13 protein-coding genes and 1 pseudogene are annotated in these 15,062 nt (G+C 68.5%); 10 read left to right on the forward strand and 4 right to left on the reverse strand.

Annotated features, from left to right (window positions below; genetic code table 11):
* Positions 1 to 4: 4 nt before the first annotated feature.
* The 5 genes from ABIB25_RS05235 to ABIB25_RS05255 are packed head-to-tail and all read left to right on the forward strand — an operon-like array spanning position 5 to position 5,445.
* Positions 5 to 1,315 (forward strand): type III PLP-dependent enzyme domain-containing protein, encoded by a 1,311-nt coding sequence (locus tag ABIB25_RS05235; RefSeq protein WP_502919755.1) that lies wholly within the window; start codon positions 5 to 7, stop codon positions 1,313 to 1,315.
* A gap of 57 nt (positions 1,316 to 1,372) precedes the next feature.
* Positions 1,373 to 2,161 carry an SDR family oxidoreductase gene (locus ABIB25_RS05240; RefSeq protein WP_354527358.1) on the forward strand — a complete coding sequence of 263 codons (789 nt, stop codon included), beginning with the start codon at positions 1,373 to 1,375 and terminating at the stop codon, positions 2,159 to 2,161.
* Positions 2,158 to 3,765, forward strand: coding sequence for an N-acyl-D-amino-acid deacylase family protein (locus tag ABIB25_RS05245; protein WP_354527359.1), 1,608 nt, complete (start codon positions 2,158 to 2,160; stop codon positions 3,763 to 3,765). The genes ABIB25_RS05240 and ABIB25_RS05245 overlap by 4 nt, the downstream gene beginning before the upstream one ends.
* A 20-nt stretch (positions 3,766 to 3,785) precedes the next feature.
* The gene (locus ABIB25_RS05250; protein ID WP_354527360.1) at positions 3,786 to 4,781 is read left to right on the forward strand and encodes a lactonase family protein; all 996 of its coding nucleotides are present in this window, start codon (positions 3,786 to 3,788) and stop codon (positions 4,779 to 4,781) included.
* 31 nt (positions 4,782 to 4,812) lie between these two features.
* On the forward strand, positions 4,813 to 5,445 hold the full coding sequence (locus tag ABIB25_RS05255) for a hemerythrin domain-containing protein (RefSeq protein ID WP_354527361.1): 633 nt from the start codon (positions 4,813 to 4,815) through the stop codon (positions 5,443 to 5,445).
* Between the two features lie 46 nt (positions 5,446 to 5,491).
* Here ABIB25_RS05255 and prfB read toward each other — a convergent pair whose 3' ends face one another.
* Positions 5,492 to 6,598 carry a peptide chain release factor 2 gene (gene prfB, locus ABIB25_RS05260; RefSeq protein WP_354527362.1) on the reverse strand — a complete coding sequence of 369 codons (1,107 nt, stop codon included), beginning with the start codon at positions 6,596 to 6,598 and terminating at the stop codon, positions 5,492 to 5,494.
* Positions 6,599 to 6,731: 133 nt separating this feature from the next.
* On the opposite strand from prfB, the gene ABIB25_RS05265 reads away from it, so the two are divergent.
* Positions 6,732 to 7,784: a Dyp-type peroxidase gene (locus tag ABIB25_RS05265; protein ID WP_354527363.1), complete on the forward strand. Its 1,053-nt coding sequence runs from the start codon at positions 6,732 to 6,734 to the stop codon at positions 7,782 to 7,784.
* A 1-nt stretch (position 7,785) separates the two neighbouring features.
* Positions 7,786 to 7,899, forward strand: a pseudogene (locus ABIB25_RS05270) (encapsulin); the annotation flags it as partial.
* 167 nt (positions 7,900 to 8,066) lie between these two features.
* On the opposite strand, the gene ABIB25_RS05275 reads toward ABIB25_RS05270, so the two are convergent.
* On the reverse strand, positions 8,067 to 8,474 hold the full coding sequence (locus ABIB25_RS05275; RefSeq protein ID WP_354527364.1) for a hypothetical protein: 408 nt from the start codon (positions 8,472 to 8,474) through the stop codon (positions 8,067 to 8,069).
* Positions 8,475 to 8,859: 385 nt separating this feature from the next.
* Here ABIB25_RS05275 and ABIB25_RS05280 point away from each other — a divergent pair, with 385 nt between their 5' ends.
* Complete coding sequence (locus ABIB25_RS05280; protein WP_354527365.1) at positions 8,860 to 11,595, forward strand: NlpC/P60 family protein; 2,736 nt, start codon at positions 8,860 to 8,862, stop codon at positions 11,593 to 11,595.
* A gap of 3 nt (positions 11,596 to 11,598) precedes the next feature.
* Here ABIB25_RS05280 and ABIB25_RS05285 read toward each other — a convergent pair whose 3' ends face one another.
* Both ABIB25_RS05285 and ABIB25_RS05290 read right to left on the reverse strand, forming a co-directional pair.
* The gene (locus ABIB25_RS05285) at positions 11,599 to 12,480 is read right to left on the reverse strand and encodes an NAD(+)/NADH kinase (protein ID WP_354527366.1); all 882 of its coding nucleotides are present in this window, start codon (positions 12,478 to 12,480) and stop codon (positions 11,599 to 11,601) included.
* Entirely contained in the window at positions 12,477 to 13,496 is a 1,020-nt protein-coding gene (locus ABIB25_RS05290) for an SPFH domain-containing protein (RefSeq protein WP_354527367.1), read from the reverse strand. The genes ABIB25_RS05285 and ABIB25_RS05290 overlap by 4 nt, the downstream gene beginning before the upstream one ends.
* Before the next feature lie 102 nt (positions 13,497 to 13,598).
* Here ABIB25_RS05290 and ABIB25_RS05295 point away from each other — a divergent pair, with 102 nt between their 5' ends.
* Positions 13,599 to 14,303: an NUDIX hydrolase gene (locus ABIB25_RS05295; RefSeq protein WP_354527368.1), complete on the forward strand. Its 705-nt coding sequence runs from the start codon at positions 13,599 to 13,601 to the stop codon at positions 14,301 to 14,303.
* A gap of 5 nt (positions 14,304 to 14,308) precedes the next feature.
* Entirely contained in the window at positions 14,309 to 15,028 is a 720-nt protein-coding gene (locus ABIB25_RS05300; RefSeq protein WP_354527369.1) for a DNA alkylation repair protein, read from the forward strand.
* Positions 15,029 to 15,062 lie beyond the last annotated feature (34 nt).

Genomic DNA, 15,062 nt, shown 5'->3' on the forward strand with positions numbered 1-15,062 from the left:
GCTCATCACGATGAGAGGCGACGACCCGGCGCTGGCCGACACGGTGACCAGGTTGGCCGACGAGGTGCTCGACTGGCGGTTCAAGGCCATTCCGGCGATCGCCGACGAATACACCGTCGCGGAATTCCTCGCCACGGGCCCGCGGCTCAGCGATTTCGGCACTCCTTTGTTGACGCTGGACAGCAGAGCCATGGCCGGCAACATCGCGGCGATGGCGCAATGGTGTTCGACCCGCGGATTGCAGCTGGCGCCGCACGGCAAGACGACCATGGCGCCCGCGATCTACCTGGCCCAGCTCCGGTCCGGGGCCTGGGGTATCACTCTCGCGAACGAACCTCAGGTACGGGCCGGACGGGCCTTCGGCCTCCAGCGGATCCACCTCGCGAACTCGATGCTCCGGCCGGCCGGCCTCCGATGGCTTGCGGCCCAACAGGTCGCCGACCCGAAGTTCCGATTCAGCAGTTGGGTGGACTCGCTGGAGGCCGTCCACCAGATGACCGAGGCGTTGCCGCCCGGATCCTCTGTCGACGTGTGCGTCGAGCTCGGGGCCGTCGGCGGCCGGACCGGAGCACGCGGTCTGGCAGCGGCGCAGGAGGTGGCGCAGGCCGTGTTCGAGTCGGCGCGTCTGCGGCTGGTCGGGGTGTGCGGGTACGAAGGGGCGGTTGCGTTCGGCACCGGCGCGGAACAGCTTGCGTCCGTTGACGTCTACCTCGACGAGTTGGCCGGGTTGCATGCCACGGTCGGCCGCCTGTACGACCTCACGACGGCCGGCTCGGCGATGGTCACCGTCGGCGGCAGCGCGTTCTTCGATCGTGTCGCCGAGCGCCTCGGCCCGTTGTCCGACCCCACCGGATCGTCCGGGCCGGTGACGGAGGTGGTGCTCCGGTCAGGGGCCTACGTCGTGCACGACGACGGCTACTACCGGGGGATCACGCCGGGTGCCCGCGGCGACGGACCGGCGCTGACCTCGGCGATGCACGCCTGGGCGCGGGTGATCTCGCATCCGGAAGCCGGTCTCGCGCTGCTGGATGCGGGGCGCCGCGACCTTCCGTTCGACCAGGGACTTCCCGAACCGCAGCGCCGGCTGCGGCCGGATGGAACCTGGACGACCCTGACCGGTGCCACCATCTCCAAGCTCAACGATCAGCACGCCTACCTGGAGCTGGGCGTCGACGACGTCGAGGTCGGCGACATCGTCCGGCTCGGGCTGTCCCACCCCTGTACGGCCCTTGACAAATGGACGCTGATCCCGGAGGTGGAGGATTCGGACGCCGACGACCCCCGGGTCGTCGCGCTGGTCCGCACCTTCTTCTGATCCCCACCCAGCCACCCATGCACCCCCTGACCGAGCCGAACCCGAGGAGCCCCGGACATGTCCGATCGCATCGTGCTGGTCACCGGAGCCGGATCCGGTATCGGCGCCGTCATCGCGGAATATGCTGCTGCGCAGGGTGATCGAGTTGTCGTTGCGGATGTCGACGGCGCCGCGGCTGTCGCTGTCGCCGCTCGCCTGCCTGGCTCGACGGCGATCACCGTCGACGTCACCTCGCGCGAGCAGGTTCGCGCCGCGGTCGCCCGGATCGAGCAGGAACTGGGCACCGTCGACGTCCTCGTCAACAACGCGGGCGTCGCCAGCGACGTGCCGTTCGGCGAGTTGCCGGAAGAGCTGTGGCACCGGGACATCGCCGTCAGTCTCGATGGTGCGTTCCACACCATCTCCGCCGTTCTGCCCGGCATGATCGCTGCGGGCGCCGGGGTCATCGTCAACATCACGTCGGTGAACGGCCTGACCTACGTCGGCAACGAGGCGTACAGCGCTGCCAAGGCCGGCCTGATCAGCCTGACGAAGAGCATCGCAGTCCGCTACGGCGCGCACGGGATCCGTTGCAACGCTGTTGCTCCCGGCACCATCGCGACGGCGATCTGGCAGGAGCGCCAGGACGCCGACCCGCAGGTGCTGACCCGCGCGGCCAAGTGGTACCCGCTCGGCCGGGTGGGCACGCCGGCGGACGTCGCCTCCGCAGTGCTGTTCCTTGCCGGTCCCGGTGCCGCCTGGATCACCGGCGTAATCCTGCCGGTCGATGGTGGCCTGCTCGCCGGACGGCTGCAGATGGCCGACGAGATCACCGTGGGAGCCCGCGAACCGACGGAGTCGGCGTGAGCCGGACGGTGCTCCGCGGCGGCACGGTGGTCGACGGATCGGGTCGTGCCGTGCGGAAGGCGGACGTCGCCGTTGACGGGCCGCTGGTCACCGCTGTCGGCGAGATCCCCGTCCATGAAGACGATGTGGTGCTCGACTGCTCGGGCCGGCTGGTGATGCCTGGCTTCATCGATGCCCATTCGCACGCCGAGGCAAGGGTTTTCGATCCCGAGATCGGGTTCGCCCTGCTCAGTCAGGGCATCACCACCGTCATCGGCGGGCAGGACGGTGTCGGGTTCGCGCCGGGTGACGGGCGTTATGCCAGTGAGTACTTCGCCGCCCTGAACGGTGCCCATCCGACGTATTCCGGCGGGGGAGTGGCTTCGCTTCTGGAGACCTATGCCGGGCGCGTCGCGGTCAACGTCGGATATCTGGTGCCGCACGGCACCGTGCGCCACGAGGTGATGGGCGATGACGATCGGCCTCCCACCACCGGAGAGCTCGCCCGGATGACGGGTCTGCTCCGGCTCGGTCTGACGGAGGGGGCGTTGGGCCTCTCGACCGGACTGGACTACGCACCAGGCTATTTCGCCGACACCGACGAGTTGATCGCCCTGAACCGGCCGGTGGCGCAGGTGGGCGCGATCTACGTGTCCCACATGCGCGGCGGGTACGAGGAGAACACCCCGGTCGGTATCGACGAGGTGGTCCGGATCGCCGTCGCCACCGGCGTTTCGGCCCACGTCTCGCACCTGCACGGACCGGCTGCGCTCATCACGCACTGTCTGTCGCAAGCCGCGGCGGCGGGGGCCGATCTGAGCTTCGACGCGTACCCCTACCGGCGGGGATGCACCCTGCTGGCCATGCCGATGGTGCCGCCGGCATTGCTGCGCCTGGGGGCACATGCCGCCGCCGAACAACTGACCGACCCGGTCCGCCGCGCCGAGATCATCCGGGACCACCTGCCGCAGATGGCTTCCCGCCCCGGCTTCGGACCCGGTTGGGCGCAAGGGATCACCCTGGCGGGAGTGGCGGCCCCTGAGTACCGGTGGGCCGAGGGCCTGACCCTGGCGGGGGCCGCGGAGCGGGCCGGTACCGATCCCGGCGAGTTCGGGCTGCGCATCATCGGGGCCTCGCGGCTGGCCGTCAGTGCGGTGCTCAAGGTGCCCGACCAGCGCCCGGTCGACGAACTGGCGGAGATCTTCACCCACCCGGTGCACGTCGGCTCCACCGACGGCATCTACCTCGGCGGGCATCCACATCCGCGTGGCTGGGGCACCTTTGCCCGCTACCTCGCGCTGTACACCCGCCAACGTGGTGACTACTCGTGGGAACAGGCCGCTCGCCACCTGTCCGGGCGGACCGCGGAACGACACGGCCTCGGCGACCGCGGAGCCGTCGCCCCGGGGCGGGCTGCGGACCTGATCGTCGTCGACCCGGCTACGGTGGCCGACCGGGCCGACTACGACCATCCGCGGCAGCCGGCCGTCGGCATCGACGAGGTGCTGGTCAATGGGATCGTCGTTCTCTGCGCCGGTCGACCGACCGGGGATCTGCCCGGAAAAGGCCTGCGGCGCAGCGCGAAGGTTGTGCGGTCCGCTTCGGATGTCGTGGCGATGCCGTGACCGTCGAGAGGGGAAATCGGATGATCTACGTCGCGGGGGAGGGCATCGCCGGCGAGGGTGGTGGTGTCTCGGTGTTCACCGTCTCGGCGCCCGGGGATTTTCGACTGGTCGCGAAGGTGCCGGTGGACGAGATGCTCTACCTCGCCGTCGATCCGAGCGGGCGCTACCTGTACGGGGTGTCGGGGGTGTCGGTGGGTTACGTGCACGTCTGGCGGATCGGCGGTCCCGGCGTGGAACTGACCAGGGTCGGTGTCCCGGTGCACTCCGGCGGCGGCGAGCCCTGCCACGTCGTAGTGGACGACAGCGGAGACTTCCTGCTGGTCGCCAACTATCACGGCAGCGAAGTGGGATCTGTTGCGGTGCTGCCGATCTCGCCCGATGGATCGCTCTCAACCGTCACAGCTGTCAGCCGGAGCACGGTGCCGGGGCCGGTGGCCGGGCGTCAGGGCGAGTCGCACATCCACCAGGTGATCGTCGGGCCGGAGAACGAGGTGCTGGTGGTGGATCTCGGGGCCGACCAGGTGGTCAGCTATGTACTGGTGGACGGCGCTCTGGTGGACCCGGTCGTGAGCCACGGCCCGCCCGGATCCGGTCCACGGCACCTCGTCCGGCTGCCCGACGGCCGTGTGGTCGTGACGGGCGAACTGGACTCGACACTCCTGCGGGCCCGCCATGTCAACCGGCGGCTGGTCGACTGGCAGGCGACTCCGTCCTCGGGATCGCCCTCGGTCGCGGGCGAACCCAACTACCCGAGCGACCTGCGGGTCGGCGGGTCGTTCGTGGTCCACGTGGCCAACCGCGGCGCCGACACCGTCGCGACCCTGTCGATCGCGACCGGCGCGATTCTCCGCGAGACACCGTGCGGCGCCTGGCCCCGGCACCTCGCCCTCGACGGCGACCTGCTGTACGTGAGCGCCACCCGGGCGAATCGGGTGATGGTGCTCGACACCCAGGATCGGATGGCCGAGCCCAGATCTTTCGCCGTCGCAGGACCGATGTGCGTGGTGATCACATGAGAGGTACTGCGTCAGGCCAGGTGTGGGCGCCATGAGAACTACCGAACGGGAGGGCAACTGGGGCACCGCAGGAGGTCTGCCCGTCGCAGATCGGCCGGTCGCCGTCCCGGTCACTGCACCACCGAGCCGGGTCGGCGCCGGGAATCACCGCAATTTGGTGGCCATCCACGATCATCTGCGCGAGGAGCTGAGGCAGATCGGTCAGGCCGCCGCCGACGTGGCGTCGGGCGAGCTGGATGCCGGGGCCGCGCGAAACCTGATCAACCGCATGACGATGCGGCAGAACCGGTGGACGCTCGGGTCTTTCTGCGCGGCGTACTGCCGGGTGGTGACGATCCACCACACCATCGAGGACACCCACATGTTTCCGGCGGTGGCGGCCTCCGCTCCGGAACTCGGGCCGGTGCTGCACCGCCTCGAGGCCGAGCACGAGGTGATCGCGGACGTGCTGGACCGGTTCGACCGCTCGCTGGTACTGCTGGTCCAGGAGAACGCCGCCGGCGCCGAGTGGGCATCGGGTAACTCCGTTGCGGGGCAGCCCAACGAAGGCACGCGCGAGGTGCAGCGGCTCGCCCAGGAACTCGCGGACCTGCTGCTGTCGCACCTGCGGTACGAGGAGGACGAGCTGAAGGACGGCCTGGCCACCCTCACCGGCCCGATCTGACGGACCGCAAGCCGTCAGTGAGCGATCTGCCGGGCCAGCTGGCGGGTCAGTTGCTGACCGGGTCGGCCGACCGGCGCCAGCGGATGCCGGCCTCGAGGAACCCGTCGATGTCGCCGTCAAAAACCGCGGAGGGGTTGCCCACCTCGAAGTTCGTCCGGAGGTCCTTGACCATCTGGTACGGGTGCAGGACGTAGGAGCGCATCTGGTTGCCCCAGGAGTTGCCGCCGTCACCGCGCAGCACGTCCATCGCTGCCTTCTCCTCCTCCTTGCGTCGCACCAGCAGCTTGGCTCCGAGCACCGCCATCGCGGAGGCGCGGTTCTGGATCTGCGAGCGCTCGTTCTGGCAGGAGACGACGATGCCGGTGGGGATATGGGTGATCCGCACTGCAGAGTCGGTGGTGTTGACGCCCTGGCCGCCGGGGCCGGACGAGCGGTAGACGTCGACGCGCAGTTCCTTCTCGTCGATATCGATGTGGTCGCTGGTCTCCAGCACCGGGATGACCTCGACGCCGGCGAACGAGGTCTGACGGCGGCCCTGGTTGTCGAACGGGGAGATCCGGACGAGGCGGTGCGTGCCCTGCTCGACCGACAAGGTGCCGTAGGCGTACGGGCTCTTCACCTGGAAAGTGGCGGACTTGATGCCGGCCTCTTCCGCATAGGACGTGTCGTAGACCTCGGTGGTGTAGCCGTGGCGCTCCGACCAGCGCAGATACATCCGCATCAGCATCTCGGCGAAGTCGGCGGCGTCCACCCCGCCGGCCTCGGAACGGATGGTGATGAGGGCTTCCCGGACGTCGTACTCGCCGGACAGCAGGGTCCGGACCTCCATCGTCTCGACTTCGGCATGCACCGACACGAGTTCGGCCTGCGCCTCGATCATGGTGTCCGGATCGTCCTCGGCGAGTTCGAAGAGCACGTTGAGGTCGTCGAGCCGTTGGCGGAGGTCCTTGACCTTCTTGAGCTCGGTCTGGGCGTGGGAGAGCTTGCTGGTGACCTGCTGCGCCTTCTCCTGGTCATTCCACAGGTCCGGCACGCTGGCCGCCTCGGACAACTCGACGATGGTGGCCTTCAACCGTTCGATGTCCAGCACGGCCTCGATGCTGGTCATGGTGGCTTCGAGGGCCTTGAGCTCTACGGATTCGTCGGCGTTCACAACTGCTGAGCCTACGCGGAGGCCCCTAGAGTCCTGGCATCGTCGATGTGGTCGACCGCGAACCGACCGACGGCCGCCCGGGAACCCAGGGGCCGGGCCGGTCACGAAACAGGCGCCCTGGACTCAGTGCATCATGATCACTGTCGCGGACCCGCAGCCGGTCCTGGTGCCACTGACGTCGAGTGCGATCTTCCTGACCCTGACCATCGACCCGGGTGGCGAGGAGACGGTGCGCGACGTGCTGGCCGACCTGGCCGGCCTGTCCCGATCGGTCGGATTTCGGGTACCGGCGGCTACCTTGAGTGCCGTCGTAGGGATCGGCTCCGATGCCTGGGACCGGCTGTTCGACGGCCGACGTCCTGCCGACCTGCGCCCGTTCCGCGAGCTGACCGGCAGCAAGCACCACGCGCCGTCGACTCCCGCGGATCTGCTGTTCCATCTGCGCGGCGGCCAGATGGATGTCTGCTTCGAACTCGCCGGGCAGTTGATGGACCGGCTCGACGGCGCCGCGACCGTGGTGGACGAGGTGCACGGGTTCCGCTTCTTCGAGGTGCGGGATCTGATGGGTTTCGTCGACGGCACCGAGAATCCGACTGGGAACGCCGCGGCCGCCGCGGTGCTGATCACCGATCAGGACCCGGATTTCGCCGGAGGCACCTACGTCCACGTGCAGAAGTACCTGCACGATCTCGCCTCATGGAACGCGATCAGCGTGCACGAGCAGGAGCGGGTGGTCGGCCGGACGAAGCTGTCCAACATCGAACTCGCCGACGAAGTCAAGCCGTCCAATGCCCACACTGCGCTGACCGTCATCACCGATCCGGACGGTACGGAGCGCCAGATCCTTCGCGACAACATGCCTTTCGGGCGGGTCGGCAGCGCCGAGTTCGGCACCTACTTCATCGGCTATTCGGCCGATCCGGCGGTCACCGAGCTCATGTTGCGCCGGATGTTCCTCGGGTTCCCGGTGGGCAACCACGATCGGATCCTGGACTTCTCCACTGCGCTGACGGGAGCGCTGTTCTTCGTACCCAGCGCCGACTTCCTCGACGACCTCCCGCCGCTGCCCGGTGCCGCCGCCTCGGTGGAAGCGCTGCCTGTCCCGGAAGATCCGCCACCCCTGAACACCCCCACCACCGCCGATGGGTCTCCTGGCATCGGCAGTCTGAGACGGATCACTCCATAACCTGCACCGCGAACTTGCCCCGGTTTCCGCAGCGGCACGGGCCGAGATCGAGGAGGAGGCCCGCCGGACCTTCGAGCGGCACCTCGCCAGCCGCCGCGTCGTCGATCTCGTCGGCACGCGCAAGGGCAGTTCCAACGCCGCGCTGCCGCTGCCGGAGGATCTGAGCGATTACCCGAACTTTTTCACCCAGGCGTGTTCAGCACTCGTGGCGGAGACTTCGAACTGCATGTCGGACAGGACCTGTCGATCGGTTACCTCACCCGACGCGTCGACGGTGCAGCTCTAGTCGGCGAGATCCGGACTGAAGGTGAACAGCAGTTCTATGGTGGTGCGGTCGGCGCCGTTGATGCGTCGGGCCAGGAATCCGTCGTCCTGCATCTCCAGGATGGCGTAGCTGATGATGCGTTCGAACTGGCGCTGGACGTTGAACCGGCCGGCGGCCGTGTACTCGCCGCGGCAGGGATTCTGTTGCTCGGGGCCTGGCGCCGCTTCGGTTGCCGACTCGAAGACCTTGCCGCCCGGCAGGAATCGGAGCGAAAGACCGCTGCCCGGCTCTGGTTCCGCCCGGTAGTTGCCGTCGTAGCGGGGCTGGAACCAGGTCGGCTCCGGGGCGTCGGTGTCGCCGGCGTCCTCGAGATCGCCCTTCTTCTCACCACCGCGCATCGATTTCAGGATGTCCTTGAATCCCATGTTTTCCCTCGATTCGTCGGTGTCGATCCTCGGTGATGTTCGGTGCAGGCGCTTGGTCGAATCTACCGTCGCCGCGCCGACTCGGCTCGGGGGCCGCCCGGGCCGTCCGGGCCGCACTTTCGGGCGCAGATCGTGTTGCCGCCGTGGCTGTGCGTATCAAATCGGGAGCCTCGTTACTCCCTATGGTCACGATTGGGTGATTCGCGTGGTGCACTCCAGTCCCAGCACTTAAGCTGCTGGTACGCCCATTCGGAGCAATGCTCGGGGGAAATGGACTTCGCTTCTACGGCAGGGAATTCGTGCTCACGTGGGTCTGACAGAAGACAGCCGGCACCGTTATCGGAGTCGCGGTAGGCATCGTGCCCCTTCGCGGGTCGGATCGAGCATGGTCCGCGGCTCGTTGCTGACCGCCGTGGTCGCGCTGATCCTCACCACGGCCGCCTACTCGTCGAACGCGGGGACCAACGCTTCCGTGGTAACCGCGGCTGCTGCGCCAACGGCAGCGGCCGTCAACTGCGTTCCGATCAGCGATCCGGTGACCGCGGCTCCGCCGTCCACGGCGTTGGGTGGTGTCTTCGCCGGGATCAAGCTCGACTCGCTGCAGGTTGCCACCGCGTCGACGATCGTTCGGGTCGGGACCAACATGCACGTCACCCGACGCGGGATCCGCATCGCCATCGCGGTCGCGATGCAGGAGTCCTCGCTCAATCCGGCTGCCACCAAGGGCGTCTACGTCGGCCTGTTCCAGCAGCGCACCGATCCGACCACGGGTCTCTACACGCAGTACAACCGTCTCGACGCGACCGGCGCGACCATGATGTTCTTCCAGCAGTTGGTCAAGCGCGTACCGGGCTACCAGTCGGACGGTCGGCTGGACTGGCAGATCGGCGAGGTGGTCCAGGAGACCAACGTCGGCCGCAACGTCGAGCAGTGGTTCGGGCTGTCCGAGGCGATGACCACCCGCCTGATGGCCGCACCCGTGATCCAGTTGATCGTCCCGGCGACCAGGTCGCTCAAGCCGGTGGTCACCGGTGTCACCGGCGGTGGCGGACGCGGCGGGATGCCCCCCGCGCTCCGCCAGTCCGGCGGCGCCTTCGCGGCGGCACCGGCTGCCTTCTCGGCGCAGCACGCACCGTTGGCTTCGGATCTGCTCGGCATCATCACCAACCCGTTGAACACCGTGCTCGCTCCGGTGACCGCGGTCGTCGGCCCGTTGACCGACGCTGCCGCTGACGGATCGACGACCACTTCCGCCGTGATCAAGCCCCCCCCGGTTGCTGCCACCACGACTCCGACGTCCGGTGCCACGGCTTCACCGACCTCGGGGTCGATCGCCTCCACTGGGATCAGCACCACGACGCCGACCGCCACCGTGTCGTCGACCACCACGCCGACTGCCGCCACCACGCCGACTGCCGCCACCACGCCGAAGACGACCTCGCGCGTCACGACCGCTCCGGCGACCACTGCTCCTGTGACCACTGCTCCTGTGACCACTGCTCCTGTGACCACTGCTCCTGTGACCACAGCTCCTGCGACCACAGCGCCCGTGACCACTGCACCTGTGACCACAGCGCCCGCGAGTACGGCCCCAGCACCGACCACGCCGGCGCGGACTTCACCCGCAACGACCGCTCCGGCGACGACCCCCCGGGCTACCGTGACGGTCCCGGTGCAGACCACTCCGCCGGACGTGTCGGTCAATCCTGATCCGCCGCAGCCGCCGGTGCCGACGAACAGCGACGACCCGTCCGTCGGCCCCGACCCGGCGAGCCCGCCTGCGACGAGGCCCGGCGGGAACCAGCCGAACGCGGCAACCCCGAACGCGGCGACCCCGGCCCCGACCGGAACGGCGGCCGATTGCGCGCCGGCCACCGGCGGCCGGTCCACCGCCTTCGATCCGGGGATGATCATTTCGGACGCGGTGTTCTACAACACCGGGGCGATGACCGCCGCGGACATCAGGACGTTCATCAACAGCAAGGGCGTCAACTGCACGGCCGCGGCCTGCCTCCGTCTATTGCGGGTGAGCACGCCGAGTCAGCCGGCCGACCGTTACTGCGCCGCCTACCGGGGTGGGACCAACGAGGACGTCGCAGCAGTCCTGCAGCGATTGTCCGTGGCCTGCCGCATCAGCCCGCAGGTCATGCTCGTGACCCTGCAGAAGGAGTCGGCGCTGCTGACGCGCACCGACGTCACCACCCGCAGCTACGACGCGATGTACGGCTGGCACTGCCCGGACAGCGGTCCCGGCGGTTCGGCCAACTGCGACCCCCAGTACGCCGGGTTCTTCAACCAGGCCTACGGGATGGCCAAGCAGTGGGCCCGGTACCGGATCGATCCGCAGAACTACAACTTCCAGGCCGGCCGCACCCAGACCATCCTGTGGAACGTGGCCGAGAGCGGTTGCGGCGGTTCGTCGGTCTTCATCCGCAACACCGCGACTGCGTCCCTGTACGACTACACGCCCTATCAGCCCAATGCGGCCTCGCTCGCGGCGTACCCGGGGGTGGGTGACCGTTGCAGCTCCTACGGCAACCGGAATTTCTTCTTCCTGTTCCAGAAGTACTTCGGCACCACCGGCGGCGGAGTCGACCAGAACGTCGGTCTCAACGGTGTCAAGGTCACCATCCCGTCCGGTCCGAACGTCGCGGCCGGAGCAGCCGGTCAGGTGATCACCGCGCCGACCGCGGCGATGGCCAAGGGCCTGGCTGCCGGGCTCGCCGCCATCGGTCTGCCGTACGTATACGGCGGTGGCACTGCCGGCGGACCGGCTGACCAGGGTTGCTCCCGGGCCGGGGGCGCGCTGAACTCCTGCCAGGGCATCGTCGGATTCGACTGTTCGGGGTTGACGGCCTACGTCCTCATGCAGGCCGGGTTCAGCATCCCGACGTACTCGGGTGCCCAGCGTTCGGCCGGAAAGTCGGTTCCGTGGAGCGAGGGCAAGCCCGGCGACATCATCGGCTACGAGGGGCATGTGGCGCTCTACCTCGGGGTCATCAACGGGACTCCTTACCTACTGCAGGCACCCGACGTGGGTATGTTCGTCCAGATCCGACCGGTCTACTACTCCAACCACGGCGTTCCGGTCGACAGCAGCCTGCATCGCTACTGGGGTTGACCTCTACGCCGCGAGATTGAGTGTGCGGTCGGCGATCTCGATGCGGACCTGCTGACCGCGGGTCAGGGTGATCGAGTCCGACTCCATGCCGTCGCCGAACGCGACGAGGGAGTCGGATTCGATCTGCAGCTCGAGCCGGTCCTCGTGGAGCACCCCCTGCGTCAGACGGGTGCCGGTGCCCGGCGAGGGCCAGGCCTCCCGGACGAACCAGCCCAGCCCGCGGTCGGTGGGCTGCGGTAGGACCAGTTCGCTGTGTCGTTCCAGCCATGCCGAGCCGCACCAGCCAGTGGCTCCGGTACCGGTCGAAACCAGGACACCCGATGAGGCCTGCCGCTCCGCTCCGCTTGGGGAACGGAGGGTGTACCTGGCGGTCTGGTGGGTGACCTGGCCGAGGTAGATCTCGTTCAGTGCCAACAGTTCCTGACCGTCATCCGACGTTGCCGCCACCATCGTCCTGGCTTGCACGGCGAGTCCGCCGCCGGCCGCGGCGAGCATCAACTCCGGCGCGTCGGCCGGGGAGTGCCGGACCAGGATTCCAGGCTCGCTGCCCGGGTTGACTCCGATGACGGTCTGCCCGGCAAGGTATTTGGCCACATTGGGTACCAGTCCGTCCTGCCCGACCACCACCAGGATGTCCTCGGGCGCGAACAGGAACTGCGCCAGGTCCTGCCGTTCGACGGACCCTCGTCGCCAGGACACCGGCACGGCGGCGGACACCGCCGTGATGGCCCGTTCCAGTTCCTGATGACGACGCGCGACGTCCGCGAGGTCCAGACCCCGCTGGGAGAGGAAGAACTGGGCCTGCCCCCTGGTGCCGTGCCGGTGCACGAGTTCGGTGTATTCACTGGCGCGATGGACGAGGACCACCCGCGGTGACAGCGTCATCGCGCGTTCGCAGTCGGTAGGGCGGGTCCGCCCAGCCTGGCCAGCACCGGCGCGAGCAGATCCGGTGTCAGCACGAGACTCTGGATGCGGGGCAGGTTCGTGGCCAACTCCTTCAGGGCAAGGCCCAGCAGCACTTCCTGCGGAAGATCCCGGTAGGCGGCGAGGCTGGCAGCTTCTGCCGCGGCCCGGGCTTCGCCCATCGCTCGGGTGCCGTTCGCCTTGGCCTGGGCCAGCTTCTCGTCGCGGTCAGCAGCGGCGGTGGTCTCGATCGCGCCGGCCGCCGCAGATTCCTGCGCCTGACGTCGGGCGTTGGTGCCGCGCTGGGCCACCAGTTGCTCCTCGCGGCGGGCCAACTCGATCTGGGACTGCAACTCGTTCTCGCTGATCGTCCGTTCGCGCTCGACGGCGAGCGCGCGGCGTTCGTAGGTGGCCTTGTCCGCCTCCTGCTGTACCCGTTCGCGGGCCGGTGTCTGCAGGGCCTTCTCCACGTCGGGCTCTGGCCGGACGGCGACCACCCGGACGCTGACCACGTCGATCCCGATGTCGGCCAGCCTGCGGTCTTCGCCAAGGCCGGCGGCGATCCGGTCACGGCTCGCGGTGGCGCCGCTGGTCAGCGCGTCGGTCAGCGGGGTGTGGGCCATCAGGTCCAGGACGTGCTGCTGCGCGGCTTCGGTGAGCAGCCCGGCGATCTGCTCCAGGGGGGTCGCCAGCCACCGGCCGGTGGCCTGGTCGACGGAGAAGTCGATGCGTGTCGCGGCCAGACCGGGATCCGTGAACCGGTAGGTCAGCGTGGCCTGCACGCCGACCGTCTGGTAGTCGGCGGTCCTGGCGTGGAACAGCAGGGGCAGTTCCCGGTCGTCGACGGGGATCTCGGCCAGGACCGCGCTCAGCGGCCGGAACCAGAAGGACTGACCGACTCCGGTGTGCACCACCTTTCCCTTGCTCAGGTGCTGCACGTGGGTGGTCGCGCTGCTCCGCAGATGCCTCGCGAACGGGTAGCGGGTGATGTCAGCCATCAGAACCATCTCCTTCTTCGTCGACGTCGTCTTTATCGTCGAGCTGACGATAATGCTACACCCGCTTATCGTCAGAGAGACGATTATGGGTAGGATCACTCCATGCCGAGCTACCGACCGGGCGACTACCCGGCAGTCGGGGTCACCGTTGACCTGGTGGTGCTGACCATCAGATCCGGTGCGCTGGCCGTCCTGACGATCCGTCGTGGGGAGGCGCCCTTCCGCGGACGATGGGCGTTGCCCGGTGGCTTCCTGCGGCCTGACGAGGATCTGCAGGCCGCCGCCCAGCGGGAACTCGCGGAGGAGACGTCCCTGCCGGCCGGTTCTGTGCACGTGGAGCAGCTCGGAACCTATGGCGCACCGCGACGAGATCCCCGGATGCGGGTGGTCACCGTCGCCTACCTGGCCCTCGCCGCGGACCTGCCCGAGCCCGCTGCCGGTACGGATGCTGCGGAGGCCCGGTTCGCCGATGTCGCGGACATGCTCCGCCCCGGCCGGCTGGCCTTCGATCACCACCGGATCCTGACCGACGGGGTGGAACGGGCCAGGTCGAAGATCGAGTACACCCCGCTGGCGACCGTGTTCTGTCCCGACCAGTTCACCGTCGCCGAGCTGCGACGCGCCTACGAGGCGGTGTGGGGTGTCGACCTGGATCCTCGCAACTTCCACCGGAAAGTCACCGGCGCAACGGGTTTCCTGGTGGAGACAGGCGAGATGACCGGCCGTGACGGCGGTCGGCCGGCCCGGCTCTACCGCCGCGGGCCGCTCGAGATCCTGATGCCGCCCCTGCTCCGCGGGGCGGGGTGATCGTGGTGGGTTCTGGTCGTTCGGGCAACTCGGTGATCGAGGTCGACTCGGCCGACGATCTCGTCGGGGCCATCCGGGTCGGGCTGATGGCCCGTGCCGACCCGAGCCGCGCGCCGAAGATGCGGGCCTACATGAAGTCGGTGATGCCCTACCTCGGTGTTCCGGTTCCGGACGTCCGGGCCGTCGTCTCGGCCGCCCTGCGGCGTTTTCCGCCTTCTGGTCCGGAGTCCTTGGCGCGCAGCGCCACCACCCTGTGGCGTGGGGCTTGTCATCGGGAGGAACGTTATGCGGCAACCGCTCTCACCCGTGCCCGGATGGTGGTGGGCGACCTCGACCTGTTGCCGCTGTGCCAGGAGATGATCGTCACCGGTGCCTGGTGGGACCACGTCGACGAGGTGTCCCACTGCATCGGCGATCTCCTCCTCGCCCACCCGCAGGCCATGCGGCCGGTGATTCTGCGATGGTCGAGCGATCCTGACCGGTGGCTGCGACGGAGCGCCATCATCTGCCAGCTCAGGCACGGTCGGTCCACGGACCCTGATCTGCTGGTTGCGGTGATCACGCCGAACCTGTCAGATCTGGAGTTCTTCATCCGCAAGGCGATCGGGTGGGCCCTGCGCGACTACGCCTCGTCGGAGCCGGAGTGGGTCCGGCGGTTCGTCGCCGACCGCCGGGATCTACTGAGCCCACTATCGGTCCGGGAGGCGCTGAAGCACATCGGCTGATTCGCACCGCTGGACCATTGCTGCGGTTGGCCGG

The sequence above is a fragment of the Nakamurella sp. UYEF19 genome, from assembly GCF_040546275.1.
Lineage (GTDB): Bacteria > Actinomycetota > Actinomycetes > Mycobacteriales > Nakamurellaceae > Nakamurella.